Source organism: Mycobacterium sp. IDUB_9 (assembly GCF_055419505.1).
This window is the reverse complement of sequence record NZ_JBVAXU010000001.1, coordinates 1084604-1101674: the sequence shown is the minus strand read 5'-3', so window position 1 is coordinate 1101674 and position 17071 is coordinate 1084604. Positions and strand designations below refer to the sequence as shown.

Genomic DNA, 17071 nt, shown 5'->3' with positions numbered 1-17071 from the left:
AGGGGCTGGACCGTGCGTGATGTAGATCAGCGCCTGCTGGTCGGTGCGCAGGTCGCTCAGTCTGCCCTGGCTGGTCTGACCGGGCCGGCCACCGACCGCGACCGGGCATTCTTCGAAGGCAAGATCGCGGTGGCGAAGTTCTTCGCGCACAACATGTTGCCGCTGCTGACGGCGGTTCGTGAGGTTGTGGAATCGATCGACGGCGACGTCATGCCACTGGATACCGACGCGTTCTGACACGGTCGGGGAAGATGGTTCCCATGGCCGACTTCGTGATCCCACCCCCACCGCAGGTGTCGCTCCCGGTCAGTACCGGGCCCGGCCGCTTTCCGGTGCGGCGGGTGTTCTGCGTCGGACGCAATTACGCGGCCCATGCGCGTGAGATGGGCAAAGACCCCGACCGGGAGCCGCCATTCTTCTTCATGAAGCCGGCCGACGCCGTGATCGATGCGGCAGGAACAGTGCCCTATCCGTCGCTGACCTCGTCGTTTCACCACGAGATCGAGCTCGTGGTGGCGCTGGGTGCCGGCGGCCGCGACGTGGCACCGGACGACGCGCTGGACCTGATCTGGGGCTACGGCGTCGGTGTCGATCTGACCCGGCGCGACCTGCAGGACGAGGCGAAGAAACTCAGCCGGCCCTGGGACTGGGCCAAGGGCTTCGATGCGTCCGCCCCATGCACCCCGATCCATCCGGTCGACGAAGTCGGTCACCCGGACAACGGCGAGATCTGGCTGCGCGTCAACGGCGAACTCAAGCAGCACGGCGACCTCAAGGACCTGATCTGGTCGGTGCCGGAAGTCATCGGCGCGATCTCGGCGGCCGTGGACCTCGCACCCGGCGACCTGATCTACAGCGGAACCCCGGCCGGGGTCGGTCCGATGCAACCCGGCGACGTGGTCTCCGGTGGCGTCGGAGGAGTCGCGGACTTCACCTTTACGGTCGGGGCAGCCGATCGGCCGCCCGCCTGACCCGCTGTCCTGCAGTGTCCACCTGGCGGATGGTCATGGACCGCAGCGGGTGTACGGACAGGATCAGCGCGACCCGGCCGTGAGCGTCGAACACGGGTGCGGCGATCGTAGCCACCGGCTGCGATTTGCCTCCCGCGGCGCCGCCCGGGGCCAGGCCGATCGTGGTGAATTCGGCGAGCAGTTGATCGGTGATGCCGCGGACGTGCTCGGGCAGTCCGTCACTCGGTAGCGAGCCGACCATCTGCGCCGCCCGGGTCAGCTCCGGTGTCGTCCAGTCGACGTCGAAACCCCGCTCCCGGGTCTGGGCCAGAACCTCGATGAGCCTTTCGGTGAGAGCGTCGCCCGTCGTGGGCGCTCGGTCGATCCAGGCCCGCTGCTGCGCAGGCGAGTCCCAGGCTGCGAAGGCGACGCCGAACGGTGGTGCGTACCGGATGCGATCGCCCGGTGTGCCCGCGGGCCGGGGCCCAGCGCCTTCGAAGGCGGTGATCACCAGCTCCTCCGCGGCTCGCTCGACCACCGAGGCGGCGTACCCAAGCTGCTGTGAAAGTTCCTGCGCGGCAAGGCGGGCCGCATGTGCCAGCGGACGCACCGACTCGGTTCGGGCGGCCACCACGGCCAGACCCGGCCCGAGGGCGAACGTCTTGTCCACGGGATCACGGATCAGCCAGCCCCGGTCGCACAAGGTCTTGAGGATCGCGTGTGCGGTGGCCTGAGTCAGGTCCAGTGCGCTGACCACATCGGAGAACCGCAACCGCGCGTCACCGGAACTCGCCAGCAACTCGACCACATCGAGCACCCGGCCTGTCGGCGCCGAGCCCGCACCACGCACCCTTGACTCCGTTCTTGGCGATTCCTACAGTCGTCTTGTCAATTCGAGAGACTATCTCGATTATTCGAGAATTGGTAGGTGCGATGCGCGCAGTCGTCTTACGGGAAGGCGCACTCAGTGTGCGCGAGATCCCCGATCCCGTACCGGGTCCAGGTGAGCTTCTGTTGCGGGTACTCAGTACCGCGATCTGTGCGTCCGATGTCCACTTCATGGACCACCCGGAACTCGGACTCAACGATCCGACGGGCCGATCGCTCTACGACACCGGACAGGATGTGGTGCTGGGCCACGAGTTCGTCGGCGAGGTCATCGGTCACGGTCCCGGCTGCACCGATCAGTTCCCCGTCGGCACCCGGGTCACCTCGATTCCACTGCGCCTGATCAACGGCGGCGCCGACGGCGGGCACATCATCGGCCAGCACCCTGATTCGCAGGGAAGTTTCGCCGAGATGGTGGTGGTCACCGAAGCGATCGCCCGTGCCGTCACGGGCGACGCCTCCGACGATGCCGTCGCGCTGACGGATGCCTTCGCAGTCGGCGAGTTCTACGTCCGCAGTGCTCGACTCGAACCCGGCGAGATCCCCATCGTGGTCGGTGCCGGTGCGATCGGGCTGTCCGCCGCGGCGGCCCTGGCCCGCCGCGGCGTCGAACCGATCATCGTCTCGGACTACCAAGCGGATCGACGGGCGCTGGCCTGCAAGGAGTTCGGCGCCCACATCGCCGTCGACCCGGCTGAGCGCTCACCGATGGAGGTCTGGCGCGAGGTGCGCGCCGAACGCAACCTGTGGGGCCCGGCCGTCGTGTTCGAATGCGTCGGCGCGTCGGGGCTGATCCAGAAGATCGTCGAGGAATCCGATATGTGCACCCGCATCTACTGCGCCGGCGGCTGGTACACCGGAGACACCCTCGACATCACCACTGCCACCCGACAGGGAGTGACCCTGCAGTTCGGCGGCGGGCCGTGGCCGCAGGACTGGTACGGGACGCTGGACGCGATCGCGTCCGGAGACCTGGACCCGACACCCAGTATCGGCATGGTGGTGCCGCTCGACGGGGTTCCCGACGCCCTCGACTTGGCTCGCCGGTCGGCGGGACCGGCCCGAATCATTGTGCATCCGAACGGAGAACACGCGTGACCTACCACGAAGACCACCTGGACATCGTCGATGTGCTGGTTCGCTACGCCACCGGGATCGACCGGCGGGACTGGCCGCTGTTCCGCACCGTGTTCACCGGTGACTGCGTGCTCGACTACGGCGAGATCGGGCAATGGAACGGGGCGGACGCGGTCACCGAGTTCATGGAGCGATCCCATGCGATGGCCGGGCACACCATGCATCGACTGAGCAACCATGCAATCGCCAGCGATGGCGCCAGCGCGACGGCACGCACCTATGTCGACGCGCTGATCATGGCTCAGGACAACAACTCCGGTGTCAACGCCGTCGGCTTCTACGACGACGAGCTGGTGCGGACTGACGAGGGGTGGCGCGTTGCACGCCGACGCTTCACCCCGATTCGAGTGGTCGAGGTCTAGGGGCAATGGAATTCGCAGACAAGTACGGGCCGTGGGCACTGGTGGCGGGCGCCTCCGACGGGGTCGGCTCGGCCATGGCCGAGGAACTGGCCCGGCGCGGCCTCAACGTGGTGCTGCTGGCCCGGCGCCAAGAGGTACTCGATGACGTCGCCGCGAAGATCCGGCAGCAGACTGGCGTGCAAACCCGCACGCTGGCAATCGACCTGGCCACGGCCGGGGCCGCTGCCGAGGTGATCTCAGCCACCTCGGATCTGGACGTCGGTTTCCTGGTGTACTGCGCAGGTGCCGATCCGAAGTTCACCCCGTTCTTGTCAGGGCCGCTCTCGGATGCCGAATCGCTCGTGCAGCGCAACTGCATGGTGCCGATGCAGCTGTGCCACCACTACGCACAGCCGATGGTGGATCGAGCCCGCGGCGGCATCATCGTTTTCGGATCGGGTGCCGGATTCGCCGGTGGTCCGAACATGGTGGCCTACGGTGCGAGCAAGGCCTTCGACATGGTGTTCGCCGAAGCGTTGTGGACTGAGTTGCACGACAAGGGCGTTGACGTGCTCGGGCTGATCCTCGGCAAGACCGACACTCCCGCGCTGCGCAGACTCGAACATGAACGGGGCCAGATCGACTCGCCGGATCAAACCCCGCCGGGTGCGGCTGCGGTCGATGACGTGGTCGCGACGGCATTCGCCCATCTCACCGAGGGCCCCACCTGTCTGGTGGGCCCAGAGATCCAAGCCGCCGCACAGTTGATGGCCTCGGTGAGCCGCAATGACGCCGTGCGCTTCATCGCCCAAGCGGTCGGCACGGCGATGGGCGAGGGAAACTGACTCGTCTATGGACAAGACGATCTCAATTGACCTGAGTGGAACGAAGACAACCGAGCAACTACATGCCGTTCTGAAGAAGACGTTCGGATTCCAGGATTTCTACGGCGGCAACTACCCGGCCTTGGTCGATTGCTGGTCGAGCCTGCGGTATCCCGACGACGGCATGAGCAGCGTTGTCCTCGACAACCCGGAAGATCGCCTCGAGCTTCATGTCAAGAACTTGGCCTCGTGCCCGGAAAGTGTCGTGCGCACTGTCATTTCGGCAGTCGAGGCAGTCAACCACAGGGCCCGACTGAACAGCCTGGAAGAACTGATCGTGCTGGTTCTGAACGAATCTCGTTGATTCTCATCAGCTCACGGGGAGACGATCGCCCCAAATCGCCGCCCGCACGCCCGCGGGATTGTCCGACCGCCTCGATACCGCGTACGCTGCGCTCGTCGACGGGCTGTGCGAAGAACTGAATGGATGGATCAGCGTCTGGGCGCCGAACAAGTCGCCCGAGCAGACGCGAGTTCTGGCAACACTCGGAATCAACAGCCTGCTCGGAGAACGCTTCTCCTCCAACCTATTCCGTCGTTCAACAACGCCCTCGACCGATGACGAGTACCTGAAGGAGTGGACGGCCACCCTCGCAGCGCGGGTCCAATCGCTCGGCTGACTACCGCGACGGACCTCGACAGCACACTTCGGCAGTGATTGTCTGATCTGATGGGACGGTCGTACCGCTACACCGATGTTCGTCGGGTCGCCGCAGACCCACAAGTCGTTTGGAATATCATCTCGAACCACGAACGGATGTCCGAGTGGACGCCGTCTCACACGGTGGTTCTGGAAAATCCCGGCAGCCCCGATCCAAACGGTGTGGGCGCGGTCCGGGCTCTCCATATGTTCGGACCGGTTATCCGCGAACGAATCACGTGGTTCGAGCCGCCGACAATACTGCGGTACAGCCTGGTGTCGGGACTACCCTTTCGCGACTACACCGGCCAGATCACCGTCGAGCCCGCGGAAAGCGGCAGCGTGATGTCGACGACAATCACGTTTCGGACGATCATCCCGGGCACGCAGATTTTCGTCGCGATTGCCATGCGTCTGGCTGGCGCGGGCGTTGTTCGCATGGCCCGCCGATGCCCCCGGACGGATTGAATCCATGACTAGTATCCCGCCCCAAAGGCCGCGGTTGCAGATAAACGCAGGCAGTCACTGGCGAGATGGCGCGGGCAAGCGCCGGGCTTGCTCGGATGCTTAGGGACCGCGTGCTGGCTTGCTGCTGAGGGCGTGGTGGTCGATGGGTGACCATGGGTCGGGGTCGTCGTATGTGTATGTGTCGTGGTGGGATTCGGCTGGTGGTGCGTCGTCGGGCAGCAGTTCCCAGCCGGGCGGGATGGCTGGGTTGAACGGCTTTGGGGTGGTCGTGTCTGTGTCGGACGAGTCTGGGTTGCAGAGGTGTTCGACATTGGGCGAGACCGGTGTGGTCTCGCCGAAAGCTGCGTCGCGTTGTAGGTCCCACTGCGGGTTCCAGTCCTGGTCCCATTCGTCGCAGTGCGGTTCGGGTACACGGACGGGTACCAAAGCCCAGTCGGGGTCGGGATCGCGGTGCGCGGTCCATTCGAGGCCTGGGTGGTCATCTGCGGTGAGGTCCGGGGCCAACTCGGGGTTTGGCGCTAGCTGCCAGGCCGGCGGGGCTGGCTCCGGTGCAGGGTCTGGTTCGGGGGCCGGCGCGGCGTTTGCCTTGAGTTCGGGGTCTGGCTCCGGCGCAGGCTCTGGCTTCGCTTCCGGCACGGGGCCCGGTTGCGGGTCGGGGTGCTGGTCCTCGGGTGGGGTCAGGAGTAGTTCGGGGCGGTGGTGGTAGTTGATGCGGTGTTGACCGTGATCCAGTCCCGGAGGTGGATGCCATTCCACTTCACCGTCGGGATTGATGAGGGTGGTGTAGCCGCCGCCGGCGCCGACCATCCGATTGTCCGGCCCACAGGCCAGGGTCATGTCGTCGACGTTGGTGTTGCCCCCGTCCGCCCAATCCGCCACCGCGTGATGGATCTGGCAGCCGTAGGCCCCGACGGTGCAGCCCGGTTTGGTGCACCCGCCGTCGCGGGCGATGAGCATGATGCGTTGGGCCGGGCTGGCGACACGGCGGGCCCGGAAATAATTCAACGCCGCGCCGGTGGCCTGATCGAAGATCGCCAGGTGATGGTGGGCATGGGCGCCCATCCGGATGACGTCTTTGATGGGGATTTTGCGGCCGCCTCCGGTCACCCCGATCCCGGCGCGCGATTCGAGGTCTTGCAGGGTGGTGCGGATGATCACCGACACCGGTAGCCCGTTGAGCTGTCCGAGGTCCCCGCTCATCAACGCGATCCGCCCGATGACCAGCAGCGCGTCGTGTTGGCGTTGGGCCAGGCTGCGGTGATCGCTGTCGATCTGAGCTTGGGTGGGTGTGCCGGTGGTGCACGGTGGGTCATCGTCGGGGTTGCACATACCCGGGACGGCGAACTTGGCGAACAAGACCTCGAACACCGCGGCGGCTTCGGGGTTCAGGTTGGCCATCAGGGCGGTCATCGCATCGCGGCCCTGCTTGGCCATGGTGACCCCGCGCTTGCGGGCCCGTTCGGTCTCGTCGGGTTCGGGTCCGTCCTGATCGAGCAGGAACAGGCGCAGTCCGGCTGTTTCTTTGAGTTCTTTGGGGCCCACGCTGACGGCGACGCGGACCAGGTCGGCTTCGAACTGTTCGCGGGTGGTCTGGTCGACGAAGCCGGGCAGATCCCCCACGGCCTCACGCAGCACTTTGACGTGATCACCGGTGAGCAACCCCGCCGACTGGGCGGCGGTGACCACGGGCAGCACCGGCGGCAAGGGTTCCCCGGTCAGGGTGCGCCGGGGCCCCAACTCGGCGGTCTCGGCCAGGCGGCGGCCGGCCTCAGCGCTCGACAACCGCCACCGGATCCGTAGCACCTCGTTCCACGATTTGGCACCCAACTCACGTGGCGCGGCCTCAACTTGGAGCTGGGCCAGCAACCGATGCAGCGGGCCGGGCAACTGACACGCCAATGTCTCGTACTCGTCGAGCACCGCGACCAGTTCAGGCCGGGACAACGATCCGAAGTCGCAGGCGGCGAACGCGTCGAAGGCGGCCCGCAACCCCGCTACCGCTTGGACCGCACCCGCCTGCATGACTCGAACATACATTCGACCACCGACAAGAACGGCCGCCTGGCAACGGCTAGCCCGCGCGGTCCGGCGCCCAGTACTCCAGCATCTCGGCGAACGTCTCGAAGGCGGGCTTGGACACCCCGTAGGCCGCCTCGAAGTGGACGCTCAGCGGGAAGCCGAGATCGGCGACCCCGTCGATCACCCGCTTGTAGAGGTCGAGCATGAGCTTGCGCTTTTCGGCAGGGTCGATCGCGGCAAGGTGGCTCACGAACTCCTGCTCGGCAGCGACGGCAGGATTGCCGGGGTCTTGGATGAGCCAGTTGATCAGGCCGACCTTGGTCTCCATCTTCGGCACGAAGCCGAACGACAGCAGGATCTCGGGCCGGTGTTCGGTGGTCTTGGCGAGCTCAGTCAGGAACTCGACAATGGCGTCGGAGTACAGCAGCTGCGTCATGCCGTACGTCGCGCCCTGCTCACATTTGAAATTGAACCGGCCCTGCTCACCGTCGCGGGTGGGGATCAGGATGGCACCGCGGTTGGGGACCAGATCCTCATAGATCGACAAGGCATCGGTGGGGGCGACGCCCTCACCCTCGCCGTCCTTCATGGTCCGGGGCACGCCGACGAACGCGATGCCGTCGAAAGCTGCCCCGCTGAGGTCGTTCAGGCGCTTGCCCAACGCCTCCTGGCCCAGAAAGGACGTGACCTGCGTGCACAGACCCCGCATCTCGGGAAGTTCGGGCCGCAGGATGTTCCAGTAGTCCAGGACATCCATCCGCGGCTTCATCTCGATCGGACGGTCGTCGTCCTCGTCGATCATTCCGGGGATCATGACGTGGCGGATCCGGCCTTCGATGCCGGTTTCAGCCGCCAGTGCGAGCACTTTCCGCGCCTCTTCGACGGGGTACTGCAGGCCGCGTTCCAGGGTCGGCGGGACGAGTTCCAGCGCGATGGTGTTCAGGGGCACGAACTTGCTCCACATCTCAATACATTCAGTCGCAGCTTGCCGGGCAACACTGACCAGCAGCAGCCATGATCTCCACATTACGGAGCTGGGCCGGCAACCTCGCAGGTACCTCCGGCTATTCGCCGCCCCGTCGCGGGTCACGTGGTAAACCACCGTCATGGCTGAGCGCGTCACATTCCCGAGTTCGACCGGCCCGACGCTGGCGGGTGTGATCGACCGGCCCGAGGGTCCGATCCGGGGATGGGGCGTCTTCTCGCACGGTTTCACGTTGGGCAAGGACTCCCCGGCCGCGTCCCGCATCTGCAAACAGCTCGCCGGCGACGGGATCGGCATGCTGCGCTTTGACGCACTGGGTCTCGGCGCGTCCGAGGGTGACTGGGGTGACGGCTCGTTCACCGTGAAGGTCAACGACGTGATCGCCGCCTGCACCTTCATGGCCGAGCGCGGGACGCCGGCCGACATTCTGATCGGCCACTCGTTCGGCGGCGCCGCGGTGATCGCCGCAGCCCGGCAGTCCCCCGGCGTGCGGGCCGTGGTGACCGTAGGTGCCCCGTTCGACCCCACACACGTGGAACGTCAATACGACGCGGTGATCGAGCAGGTCTGCGCCGAGGGCAGCGGTGAGTGGATGGTCGGCGGGAAGACCCTGACCCTCAAGCGCGCATTCGTCGAGGACGTCCGGGCCGCCGACCTACGCGACAAGATCACGGCGCTGAAAATGCCGCTGCTCATCCTGCACTCCCCGACCGACAACACCGTCGGCATCAAGAACGCGAGCGACATCTTCTGGGCCGCGCGCCACCCGCGCAGTTTCGTCTCACTGGAAGGTTCCGAACACCTTCTGACCGGACCCGGGCAGGCCAAACGCGCCGGACGAATCATCGGCGCCTGGGCCGACGCCTACCTCGACGTGCGATAGCGTCACTACATGTCTGACGCAGCCACTCAGATCGCGTTCGTGCAAGCCACCTGGCATCGCAACATCGTCGACAAGGCCCGCGAGGGGTTCACCGAACAGATCGGCAGCCACGGGATCGCCGGCGGCGCGCTGGAGTTCTTCGAAGTGCCCGGTGCGTTCGAAATTCCGCTCACCGCAAAGCGTCTGGCACTGACCGGGCGGTACCGGGCGATCGTCGCGGCGGGACTCGTCGTCGACGGCGGAATCTACCGCCACGACTTCGTGGCCACCGCGGTGATCGACGGGCTGATGCGCGTGCAACTCGACACCGACGTGCCGGTGTTCTCTGTCGTGCTCACCCCGCACCATTTCCACGAGCACGATGAGCACATCGATTACTTCACGAAGCACTTCGTCAAGAAGGGCGCCGAAGCGGCCAACGCCGTCGCGGCCACCCTGGCCGTGCACAGTTCGCTGGGTTGACGACCGCGGCACGATCGCATTTCAGTCGCGCACCAAGGCGTCGCGTCCGGCCCGCAGCATGTCCTGCCGCGCCACCACTTTCACACGTTCGCGTCCCTGCACCTCGCCCAGGGACATCTCGTGGGCATCAAGGCGCTCCCACTCCGCCCACGTGGTGTAGTCGACGCCGTTGGCCGACAAATGCTCGAGGATCGCATCGGGATCGCCGGTTTCGGGCGCCCGCAGGCCTGACAGGTCGTTGAGCAGGCTCGTGACGGTTTCGGCCGCGTCGGACTTGGTATGCCCGATCAACCCGATCGGGCCGCGCTTGACCCAGCCCGTCACGTACGCCGCGTCGATCAACCCACCGTCGATATCCAGCACCCGGCCTGCATCGTTGGGCACCACACCGGCGTGATGATCGAACGGTAGATCCGCCAGATGGGTGGACAGGTAGCCGACGGCGCGGTACACAGCTTCGACCGGCCAATCGGTGAATTCTCCTGTCCCACGGACATTTCCGTCCCCACACAGTTCCATGTGCTCGGTGCGCAGGCCTTGGACCCGGTCGGTGCCCAGCACGGCCACGGGCGCCTGGCACAGATGAAGGTGGATACGGTGCGGTGCGCCCGTCGGCTCGCGCTGCAGGTACTTCATCATGGTGTCCACCACGAGCCGGGTCGACTTGGTCGTGTTGATGGCGTGCTGGCTGGCCTCGTCGATCTCGAACCCCTCGGGATGCACGATGACGTCCACGCTCGGCGAATGCGACAGCTCGCGAAACTCCATCGGGCTGAACTTGATCTGCGCGGGCCCGCGTCGGGCGAACACGTGGACGTCGGTGGCCCGATTGGCGGCAAGGCCCTGATAGACGTTGCCCGGAATCTCGGTGACGAGCTGCTCGTCGGCCGGCTTGGCGAGCATCCGGGCGATATCGAGGGCCACGTTGCCCGCGCCGAGCACCGCGACGTGCTTGGCGGTCAGCGGCCAGGTGCGCGGCACGTCGGGATGTCCGTCGTACCAGGACACGAAGTCGGCGGCGCCGTAGCTTCCCTCCAGGTCGATGCCGGGGATGTCGAGCGCCCGGTCGGCCCGCGCCCCGGTGGAGAAGATCACCGCGTCGTAGTGGCGCCGCAGATCGGCCAGCCTCAGATCCGTGCCGTAGTGGACATTGCCGATGAATCGCACGCTGTTCTGGTCACGGGACAGCACCCGGCGCAGCGCCTTGATGATCTCCTTGATCCGCGGATGATCTGGGGCGACGCCGTAGCGCACCAGCCCATACGGCGCTGGGAGCCGGTCGAAGACGTCGACACGGGCGTGCTCGTACTCCTTGGTGAGAATGTCGGCGGCATAGATGCCCGCCGGGCCCGCGCCGATGACTGCTACCTGGATCTTCCTCATGACCGCCCTTACACATTTAGGTAAGGCAAGCCTAAATAGAGCCGGAGATCCCGCAAGAGCTCCCCGACGAGATCCGCGTCACGGTGCCGTGACGCGGCGGACGTGCCCGGCGATCCGCTCGTAGACCTTCCTCGTGACCTCGGCCGCATTGCTCATGATGTTGTAACCGTGATCGACGTCGGGCACTTCGTGATACTCGGCCAGGGCGCCCACCGCATCGAGCTTCTGCGCGTACTGCCACGCCTCGTCGCGCAGGCGGTCGTATTCGGCTGTGACGATCAGCGCCGGAGCGATCCCGTCGAGTCCGTCGGCGTTGGTGCCCCAGGCCGGGGACGCCAGGCGGTCGCTGCGCCGGGCACGATCGGGGATGTAGGCGGTGTCGAACACCTCCCCCATCCACGGCTTCAACACCGCCTTGGCGCCGGCCGGGGAATGCTTGTCCTTGGTGGCGGTGACCAGGTCCAGCGGTGGATAGTGCAAGACCTGTAGTGCGATCCGCGGCCCGCCACTCTCCAACGCCAACCGCGCGGCAGCAGCGGACAGGCTGCCGCCCGCGCTCTGGCCTCCGACGCACAGCCGGGTGCCGTCCCAGTCCCGCTCGGGTTCCGAGGCCCAGGTGAGCACGTCATAGATCTGCTCGACCGGCGTCGGGAACCGATGCCCGGGGGCCAACAGGTAATCGACGTTGACCACAATCACATTCGCGTGCGCGGCGAGGAAACGGCACCATGGATCGTCCTGCTCTCGGTGCCCGACGACGAATCCACCGCCATGCACGTTTACGTACACCGCGGGCTTCTCCTCGCCGGCCTCCGGGTGATACACCGTGGCGGCAACGTCGCCGTGACGGGTCGGGATCTCGATGAGCGTTGTGCGGCCGGGTATGTCGGGGAACCGAACGCCACGCATGGGCCCCGGTCTCACCCCCACGGAGAACAACCGGGCAAGAGCATCGGCCAACATCGGCGTGGACAGTATCGACACGGTTTCCTTCTGGGGCTCGTCGCGATAAGCGACATCGACCGTACCCGCGCGAGCATCGACCCCCGCCCTGGACCACAAGACAACATGAATTGGGATCACGTTAGCCATGTGCGACGATTTGCGGGTGGTCACCCACAAGCCCCTACGGCGCCGCCAACCAGTACAGGAGCGCAGCAGACGACGCGTCGAGCGAATCCGGTCCGCAGCGCTCGAGCTGCTCGAGACCCAGGGTGTCGACGCTGTCACCACCCGTGCCATCGCCCATCGCGCCGACGTACCGGTCGCGACGGTGTACCAGTTCTTCCCCAATCGCGACGCGATCCTGCAGGAGATCGTCACCGACCACCTCGACCGGCGCGACGCCGAAGGCGCAGCGGTCCTGGCCGCACTGGCACCGACCAGCCTGGCCGAGGTGGCCCACGGCATCTTCGAGTTCCACTACGAACACCTGCGGAACCATCCACATCTGGTCAACCTGCACTACACCAGCCTGGCCACCGGGCAGCTCGCCGATCCCCGCATGCGCCGGGCCGAGTTCGCCAACGCGCTGCATGCCGGGCTGCTGCATTGGGGGCTGCTGCGCGAGGGCACCGATCCGCTGGTGACGATGGTCGCTGTCGAGATGGGTGATCGCTTGCTGGAGATGGCTTTTCACGCCGGTCCCGAGAAGGACCGGGCGATCCTCACCGAGGGCCAACGGGCGCTGACGCAGTACCTGCAGACCTACGCCGCACCTACCGCCTGATCAAAGCCCCCGTCGCGGAACTGCTTGGCCAGGGCGAACCGGGTCAGCGTGCCGACGAACCGATCGAGGTCGGCGAGTCGGACAGCGCGCAGGCCGGCGCCGGCGGCCCATCGTCTGTCGCAGCGTTCGAGGATGACGGCGTCCACCGGCTCGTCGAACACCGGGACCGCCACCCCTGGTGCGCTCGTCTCGGACCAGCCCTCGACCAGGTGTACCTGCAGGCGCCTGCCGTCGACCCGCCGGACCCGCAGCGATGTGGCCGTGACGGTGACCGCGACCGTAGTGGTTTCGAAGTCACCGCCGATGCCGACCTGGACGACATCGTCGACGAGCGGGACGGTCAGACAGATTGTTCCCGGCCTGAGTTGGTCCAGCAGCCGGTCCAGATCAGATGGCGGTAGGGACGACGAACACGCACGCATACCGTTAATGATTATCATTTTCATCAGTTGCCCTCAACTCTGCGGGCAAGTGCGCTGCTCAGCGGTTCAGCGACGAGTGCTGCCGCCACCGACTTCGGCAGCCAGCGGCGGCGGCAACGGCGTCGTGGGCGTGGGCGACGCGGTTGCCGGAGCGGGCGCCGCACCGGGAGACTTCGCCGAATCCTGCGCCGCCGGCGAACCCGGGCGGTGGAAGTCGATCATCGCCTCCTCGCGGATCACTTTTTCCCCCGCACTGAGCACCAGCGACTTCGCCGTCACCAGGTATTCGATCCCCGCGTTCTCCACCCGGAACGCACCGTCGTCGTTGCGCTTCGCGGGCACGATCAGTTTGGCGCCGTCGCGCAGTCGGACACCGCGGTACTCGTACGTGCCGCCCGACACCGAACAGATCGCCACCCTGGAGGCGTCGGTGCTGCCGAACAACACGGTCGCCTCCGCACTGGCACACCGCGCCGTGGAGTCGACATACCCACGGCCATCACTGGCCGGGGCGGCCGAAGCCGACGGACTACCCACCGCGAGCAACGTGACACCCGCCGTCACCGCAGCGGTGAGACAGCGACGCGGGGACAAGGCACCAGACATCGGTTACCACTGAACCACGGCTTTGCTGCTTACGGGGGCGTCAGCCCCGAGACAGCGCCGAATCGTTAGGTCCCCGCAATACAACCGGTTCTCCCGGGGAGAACACGACCGGGACCCGACGGTAGCCCCGCGTCACGGAATTACCGTGGAACACCACGGTGGCGCTGGGATCCACGGCGACATCGGGCATCCGGGTCAGTACCTGCTCGAGGCCGACGGCGAACTCCAGACGAGCGAGGTTGGAACCGAGGCACCGGTGCACTCCGGCCCCGAAACCGAGGTGGCGGTTGGCCGAGCGGTCCAGCACGCAGCGGTCCGGCTCGGGAACTGGGTGGCGTCCCGGTTCGCCGCGGCGTAGTTGAGGACAACGGCCTCGCCCGGGCAGAACCGCTGCCCGCTCAGTTCCACGTCCTTCGCCACCGTGCGGGGCAGGCCGTGGATCGATCCGGCGAACCGGACGAACTCCTCGACGGCCTTCGGCAGGATCTCCGGTTCGGAGATCAGCCGGTCACGCTCGCCAGGGTGGGTGGCCAGGTAGTGGAATGCGAAAGACATTGCGCCGGCCGTTGTTTCGAGACCGGCCTGGACCAGCAGGATGGCGTTGGCGACAATGTCATTGAACGGCAACGGTTCACCGTCGATCTCGGCGCGCAGCAGCACGTCGATCATGTCATCGCGCGGAGGTTCGGCGCTGCGGGCCGATACCGCATCGTGCAGATGCTGATACAGCCGGCCCCAGGCCAGCATCCGGTCCTGCTCGACGGCACCGTTGAGGGCGGTGTCGACCAACTCGAGGCACAACGGGACGTCACCGACGGGCATGCCGAGCAGATATTTGAAGAACACGATGCCGGGTTGCTGCCAAGCGATCTTGGCAAGATCCCCCCGCCCCTGTTCGATGCACGCGTCGATCAGCAGATCGGTTTCGGCCCGGATCTGCGGCGTCAGCGCCTTCATCCGCGCCGGGGAGAAATACGGGTTGAGTACCTTGCGGAACTTTTGTTGCCGCGGCGGGTCGAGGGTGATCACCAGATCACCGCCGGCCTGCCGGGCACCCTCGGGTGTGGGGTTGCTGGAGAAGTGCTCCCAATCCTGCGCAATCCGATAGCACTCGTCATAGCCGAGCGCGACCCACGCACCATCGGTGGGAAAGAAGGGCGCCTCGGTATGCGCGATCGGCGCCCGCTGACGCATCACCGAATACACTTCGTACAGCAGATCGTGATCGTTGAAGTCCTCGTGGCGCAGATCCCAGTTGAGGGCGTGCTCTTCAGTTGACTTGGACGCAGGCGATTTGGGCATCTATTTGCCCGGCTCTTGGGCCTGACGGGCCTGACGTTCCTCGTAGCGGCGCACCAACTCGCGGAACCCCAACCGGTCGTACTTCGGTGTCGGCTGCACACCCCACTCATCGCGGGCGGTGTCCTTACCCTCGGCACCTTCGGGAGGTCCGAACATCGGGTAGGGGTGCTTGCACTCCAGCGTGTCATCGGAGTAGCGCACCTTCAGCAGCTCGCTGCAGATTTGGGTCATGCTCAGCGTCGGATAGCCGTAGTAGACGGCCATGAACGGCAACGTGAAGGCGCCCTCCACCACCAGGGCGACCAGGCACACCAACACCGCCCGCTTGATCCATTTGTGCATGTTCGCGTAGTACGGGGTGGTGCCCGGGGGTAGGTCCTCGCCCGCGTCCTGATCGGTCTCGGTAGATGTCGACACAATGCGCTCCATTCGAAGTTGTTCAGTCGGTGAAGATTTCGCGGTTGACCGTGTGCAGGTACGGGATCGCCAGGAATGGTGTGATGTAGAAGATGTCGTAGAGCCACCAGCCGATCACCGGGAAGATCACCCCGGCATAGCGGACATCGGCGAACATCGTCATGTTGAAGACATAGACACACCAGATCACCACGCCCATCCAGCAGGTGACGATCATCCACTGCTGCCCCCAGCGCTTCATCTGCAGGAAGCCGATGCCCGTAGCAATCCGCATCGTGAAGACGGTGAGGATGAGGGCGACCTCCCAGGCCTTCTCCCCCGGCCCGCCGGCGCCGCCCACCCACAGCTCGTTGAAGTGCCAGAAGTAGCCGGCGTCAAACATGTTGCCCCAGCCGGTCAGAAGCACTCGTGCCAGCAAGGAGTGGTTCCCGATCAGGTCCAGCGACCAACCCATCGCATTGATCGCGGCGTCGATGATGACGAGGTAGCCGAGCAGGGTGACCATCATCGGCCGCACCGAGAGTCCGTCACGCTGCGCACGCCGGAGCAACCACACGCCACGCAGGAAAATAGGAAGCCCGATGATGCCGAGGACGGCGCTGCCGATCAGTAGCGATCCGACGATCAGCCACTTGTCGGCCTGCCGTTGTGCAGTCCGGGACTGCTCGTCGTGGTCGGCCACCGACTGCTCGCGCGGGCCGGCCGCAGCCGCGCCGCGCGATCTGATCGTCGGCAGATTCAAGGGTCCTCCTGTAGGCCGGTCTCGAACTGTTGACTGGCTATAGTCAACGATTCGCCGGCTCGACAGGGGCCCGGGGTATGCGTATTCGCGCCGGTTTCTACAGCTGGGTTGCCGATCGGCCGCCGGCGCGACCCGGACGTGGAAATCCGCGGCGGGAACGACCTCGTCGCATCACAATTCCGCCCAGGACCACTAAGGCATCAGGCTGCGCATGGTCCTGACCACATAGTCGTCCAGCAGGGCATCGCGCGTGGGCCAGTCGTTGGTGGTGATCAGCAGGGCGTAGAAGCCGAGCAGGAAGAAGACCGCGCTGTTCCACGGGTTGACGTCGGCGGCGACCTCACCTTGTTGCTGGGCCGACTCGATCTCCCGCGCCACCCCGGAGATCACCGGGTGCTCCTGACTGTCCGGCGCAGGGGGCCGCGTCTGCGAGAAGTGCAGGGCGAGAAAGTCTTTGAACAGGACGCCGCCGAGCCGCCGTTCCAGGCCGACAACCAGCCGCATCGACTCGCGCAGCCCATCCTCCAAGCTGTGCGGTTTCTTGAGGAACTGGGCGTACTGCTTGGCGATGCGGACTTCTTCGCGCTGCTCGAGTTCCAGCAGCACATGCTCCTTGGTGGGGAAATGGAAGAAGAACGTGCCGTGCGCGACGCCGGCCGCCGTCACGATCGTGCCCACGTCCGCTTCCGCCATCCCGGCACGCTTGAACTCGGCGATCGCCGCGCCCATCAACCGCTCACGCGTCTGCAGGCGCTTCGCCTCACGCGCCGACAGCCCGTCCGCCACAGCCATTTCATTCCTTCGTGTCGACCG

At 65.9% G+C, this 17071-nt stretch carries 20 protein-coding genes and 2 pseudogenes; 11 read left to right on the top strand and 11 right to left on the bottom strand.

Annotated features, from left to right (window positions below):
- Positions 1-12 precede the first annotated feature (12 nt).
- Both ACZY08_RS05375 and ACZY08_RS05370 read left to right on the top strand, forming a co-directional pair.
- Positions 13-237 (top strand): acyl-CoA dehydrogenase C-terminal domain-containing protein, encoded by a 225-nt coding sequence (locus tag ACZY08_RS05375; RefSeq protein ID WP_463743524.1) that lies wholly within the window; start codon positions 13-15, stop codon positions 235-237.
- Positions 238-260: 23 nt separating this feature from the next.
- Positions 261-971 carry a fumarylacetoacetate hydrolase family protein gene (locus tag ACZY08_RS05370; protein ID WP_463743523.1) on the top strand — a complete coding sequence of 237 codons (711 nt, stop codon included), beginning with the start codon at positions 261-263 and terminating at the stop codon, positions 969-971.
- Here ACZY08_RS05370 and ACZY08_RS05365 read toward each other — a convergent pair.
- Positions 937-1767 (bottom strand): IclR family transcriptional regulator, encoded by an 831-nt coding sequence (locus ACZY08_RS05365; protein WP_463744158.1) that lies wholly within the window; start codon positions 1765-1767, stop codon positions 937-939. The two genes, ACZY08_RS05370 and ACZY08_RS05365, sit on opposite strands and share 35 nt — an antisense overlap.
- Before the next feature lie 116 nt (positions 1768-1883).
- Here ACZY08_RS05365 and ACZY08_RS05360 point away from each other — a divergent pair, with 116 nt between their 5' ends.
- Genes ACZY08_RS05360 through ACZY08_RS05335 form a run of 6 tightly spaced genes read left to right on the top strand, consistent with a single transcriptional unit; the run spans position 1884 to position 5308 of the window.
- On the top strand, positions 1884-2936 hold the full coding sequence (locus ACZY08_RS05360; protein ID WP_463743522.1) for an alcohol dehydrogenase catalytic domain-containing protein: 1053 nt from the start codon (positions 1884-1886) through the stop codon (positions 2934-2936).
- A complete protein-coding gene (locus ACZY08_RS05355; protein ID WP_463743521.1) occupies positions 2933-3337 on the top strand; it encodes a nuclear transport factor 2 family protein in 405 nt (134 codons plus the stop codon). Before ACZY08_RS05360 ends, ACZY08_RS05355 begins: the two co-directional genes overlap by 4 nt.
- 5 nt (positions 3338-3342) lie before the next feature.
- Positions 3343-4161: an SDR family NAD(P)-dependent oxidoreductase gene (locus ACZY08_RS05350; protein WP_463743520.1), complete on the top strand. Its 819-nt coding sequence runs from the start codon at positions 3343-3345 to the stop codon at positions 4159-4161.
- A gap of 7 nt (positions 4162-4168) precedes the next feature.
- Positions 4169-4504, top strand: a complete 336-nt coding sequence (locus tag ACZY08_RS05345; RefSeq protein WP_463743519.1) for a barstar family protein — start codon at positions 4169-4171, stop codon at positions 4502-4504.
- Positions 4505-4562: 58 nt separating this feature from the next.
- Positions 4563-4820 (top strand): hypothetical protein, encoded by a 258-nt coding sequence (locus ACZY08_RS05340; RefSeq protein WP_463743518.1) that lies wholly within the window; start codon positions 4563-4565, stop codon positions 4818-4820.
- Positions 4821-4870: 50 nt separating this feature from the next.
- Entirely contained in the window at positions 4871-5308 is a 438-nt protein-coding gene (locus ACZY08_RS05335) for an SRPBCC family protein (protein WP_463743517.1), read from the top strand.
- 516 nt (positions 5309-5824) lie between these two features.
- Here the strand turns inward: ACZY08_RS05335 and ACZY08_RS05330 are convergent.
- Together ACZY08_RS05330 and ACZY08_RS05325 are read right to left on the bottom strand one after the other, a co-directional pair.
- A pseudogene (locus ACZY08_RS05330) lies at positions 5825-7345 on the bottom strand (HNH endonuclease signature motif containing protein); the annotation flags it as partial.
- Between the two features lie 34 nt (positions 7346-7379).
- The gene (locus ACZY08_RS05325) at positions 7380-8291 is read right to left on the bottom strand and encodes a mycobacterial-type methylenetetrahydrofolate reductase (RefSeq protein ID WP_463743516.1); all 912 of its coding nucleotides are present in this window, start codon (positions 8289-8291) and stop codon (positions 7380-7382) included.
- A gap of 142 nt (positions 8292-8433) precedes the next feature.
- Between ACZY08_RS05325 and ACZY08_RS05320 the strand changes: the two genes are divergently transcribed.
- On the top strand, positions 8434-9195 hold the full coding sequence (locus ACZY08_RS05320; protein WP_463743515.1) for an alpha/beta hydrolase family protein: 762 nt from the start codon (positions 8434-8436) through the stop codon (positions 9193-9195).
- A gap of 9 nt (positions 9196-9204) precedes the next feature.
- Positions 9205-9657 carry a 6,7-dimethyl-8-ribityllumazine synthase gene (locus ACZY08_RS05315; protein ID WP_463743514.1) on the top strand — a complete coding sequence of 151 codons (453 nt, stop codon included), beginning with the start codon at positions 9205-9207 and terminating at the stop codon, positions 9655-9657.
- 21 nt (positions 9658-9678) lie between these two features.
- Here ACZY08_RS05315 and ACZY08_RS05310 read toward each other — a convergent pair whose 3' ends face one another.
- Together ACZY08_RS05310 and ACZY08_RS05305 are read right to left on the bottom strand one after the other, a co-directional pair.
- Positions 9679-11040, bottom strand: coding sequence for an FAD-dependent oxidoreductase (locus ACZY08_RS05310; RefSeq protein ID WP_463743513.1), 1362 nt, complete (start codon positions 11038-11040; stop codon positions 9679-9681).
- 78 nt (positions 11041-11118) lie between these two features.
- Entirely contained in the window at positions 11119-12024 is a 906-nt protein-coding gene (locus ACZY08_RS05305; protein ID WP_463743512.1) for an alpha/beta hydrolase, read from the bottom strand.
- Between the two features lie 106 nt (positions 12025-12130).
- Between ACZY08_RS05305 and ACZY08_RS05300 the strand changes: the two genes are divergently transcribed.
- Positions 12131-12769, top strand: coding sequence for a TetR/AcrR family transcriptional regulator (locus tag ACZY08_RS05300; RefSeq protein WP_463743511.1), 639 nt, complete (start codon positions 12131-12133; stop codon positions 12767-12769).
- Here the strand turns inward: ACZY08_RS05300 and ACZY08_RS05295 are convergent.
- From ACZY08_RS05295 to ACZY08_RS05270, 6 genes and pseudogenes are all read right to left on the bottom strand, one after another.
- A complete protein-coding gene (locus tag ACZY08_RS05295; RefSeq protein ID WP_463743510.1) occupies positions 12748-13191 on the bottom strand; it encodes a hypothetical protein in 444 nt (147 codons plus the stop codon). The two genes, ACZY08_RS05300 and ACZY08_RS05295, sit on opposite strands and share 22 nt — an antisense overlap.
- A gap of 66 nt (positions 13192-13257) precedes the next feature.
- The gene (locus ACZY08_RS05290) at positions 13258-13797 is read right to left on the bottom strand and encodes a hypothetical protein (protein ID WP_463743509.1); all 540 of its coding nucleotides are present in this window, start codon (positions 13795-13797) and stop codon (positions 13258-13260) included.
- Between the two features lie 40 nt (positions 13798-13837).
- Positions 13838-15099: pseudogene (locus tag ACZY08_RS05285) on the bottom strand (cytochrome P450).
- Positions 15100-15441: a hypothetical protein gene (locus ACZY08_RS05280; RefSeq protein WP_463744157.1), complete on the bottom strand. Its 342-nt coding sequence runs from the start codon at positions 15439-15441 to the stop codon at positions 15100-15102.
- 97 nt (positions 15442-15538) lie between these two features.
- Complete coding sequence (locus tag ACZY08_RS05275; RefSeq protein ID WP_463743508.1) at positions 15539-16258, bottom strand: hypothetical protein; 720 nt, start codon at positions 16256-16258, stop codon at positions 15539-15541.
- A gap of 192 nt (positions 16259-16450) precedes the next feature.
- Positions 16451-17050 (bottom strand): TetR/AcrR family transcriptional regulator, encoded by a 600-nt coding sequence (locus ACZY08_RS05270; protein WP_463743507.1) that lies wholly within the window; start codon positions 17048-17050, stop codon positions 16451-16453.
- Between the last annotated feature and the right edge of the window lie 21 nt (positions 17051-17071).

Excerpts from the sequence above, each read along its gene's own strand:
- ACZY08_RS05325 (WP_463743516.1), bottom strand. The coding sequence starts at position 8,291 with ATGTGGAGCAAGTTCGTGCCCCTGAACACCATCGCGCTGGAACTCGTC.
- ACZY08_RS05320 (WP_463743515.1), top strand. The coding sequence starts at position 8,434 with ATGGCTGAGCGCGTCACATTCCCGAGTTCGACCGGCCCGACGCTGGCG.
- ACZY08_RS05360 (WP_463743522.1), top strand. The coding sequence starts at position 1,884 with ATGCGCGCAGTCGTCTTACGGGAAGGCGCACTCAGTGTGCGCGAGATC.
- ACZY08_RS05290 (WP_463743509.1), bottom strand. The coding sequence starts at position 13,797 with ATGTCTGGTGCCTTGTCCCCGCGTCGCTGTCTCACCGCTGCGGTGACG.
- ACZY08_RS05270 (WP_463743507.1), bottom strand. The coding sequence starts at position 17,050 with ATGGCTGTGGCGGACGGGCTGTCGGCGCGTGAGGCGAAGCGCCTGCAG.
- ACZY08_RS05315 (WP_463743514.1), top strand. The coding sequence starts at position 9,205 with ATGTCTGACGCAGCCACTCAGATCGCGTTCGTGCAAGCCACCTGGCAT.
- ACZY08_RS05350 (WP_463743520.1), top strand. The coding sequence starts at position 3,343 with ATGGAATTCGCAGACAAGTACGGGCCGTGGGCACTGGTGGCGGGCGCC.
- ACZY08_RS05335 (WP_463743517.1), top strand. The coding sequence starts at position 4,871 with ATGGGACGGTCGTACCGCTACACCGATGTTCGTCGGGTCGCCGCAGAC.
- ACZY08_RS05295 (WP_463743510.1), bottom strand. The coding sequence starts at position 13,191 with ATGCGTGCGTGTTCGTCGTCCCTACCGCCATCTGATCTGGACCGGCTG.
- ACZY08_RS05310 (WP_463743513.1), bottom strand. The coding sequence starts at position 11,040 with ATGAGGAAGATCCAGGTAGCAGTCATCGGCGCGGGCCCGGCGGGCATC.
- ACZY08_RS05280 (WP_463744157.1), bottom strand. The coding sequence starts at position 15,441 with ATGCACAAATGGATCAAGCGGGCGGTGTTGGTGTGCCTGGTCGCCCTG.
- ACZY08_RS05345 (WP_463743519.1), top strand. The coding sequence starts at position 4,169 with ATGGACAAGACGATCTCAATTGACCTGAGTGGAACGAAGACAACCGAG.
- ACZY08_RS05300 (WP_463743511.1), top strand. The coding sequence starts at position 12,131 with ATGTGCGACGATTTGCGGGTGGTCACCCACAAGCCCCTACGGCGCCGC.
- ACZY08_RS05370 (WP_463743523.1), top strand. The coding sequence starts at position 261 with ATGGCCGACTTCGTGATCCCACCCCCACCGCAGGTGTCGCTCCCGGTC.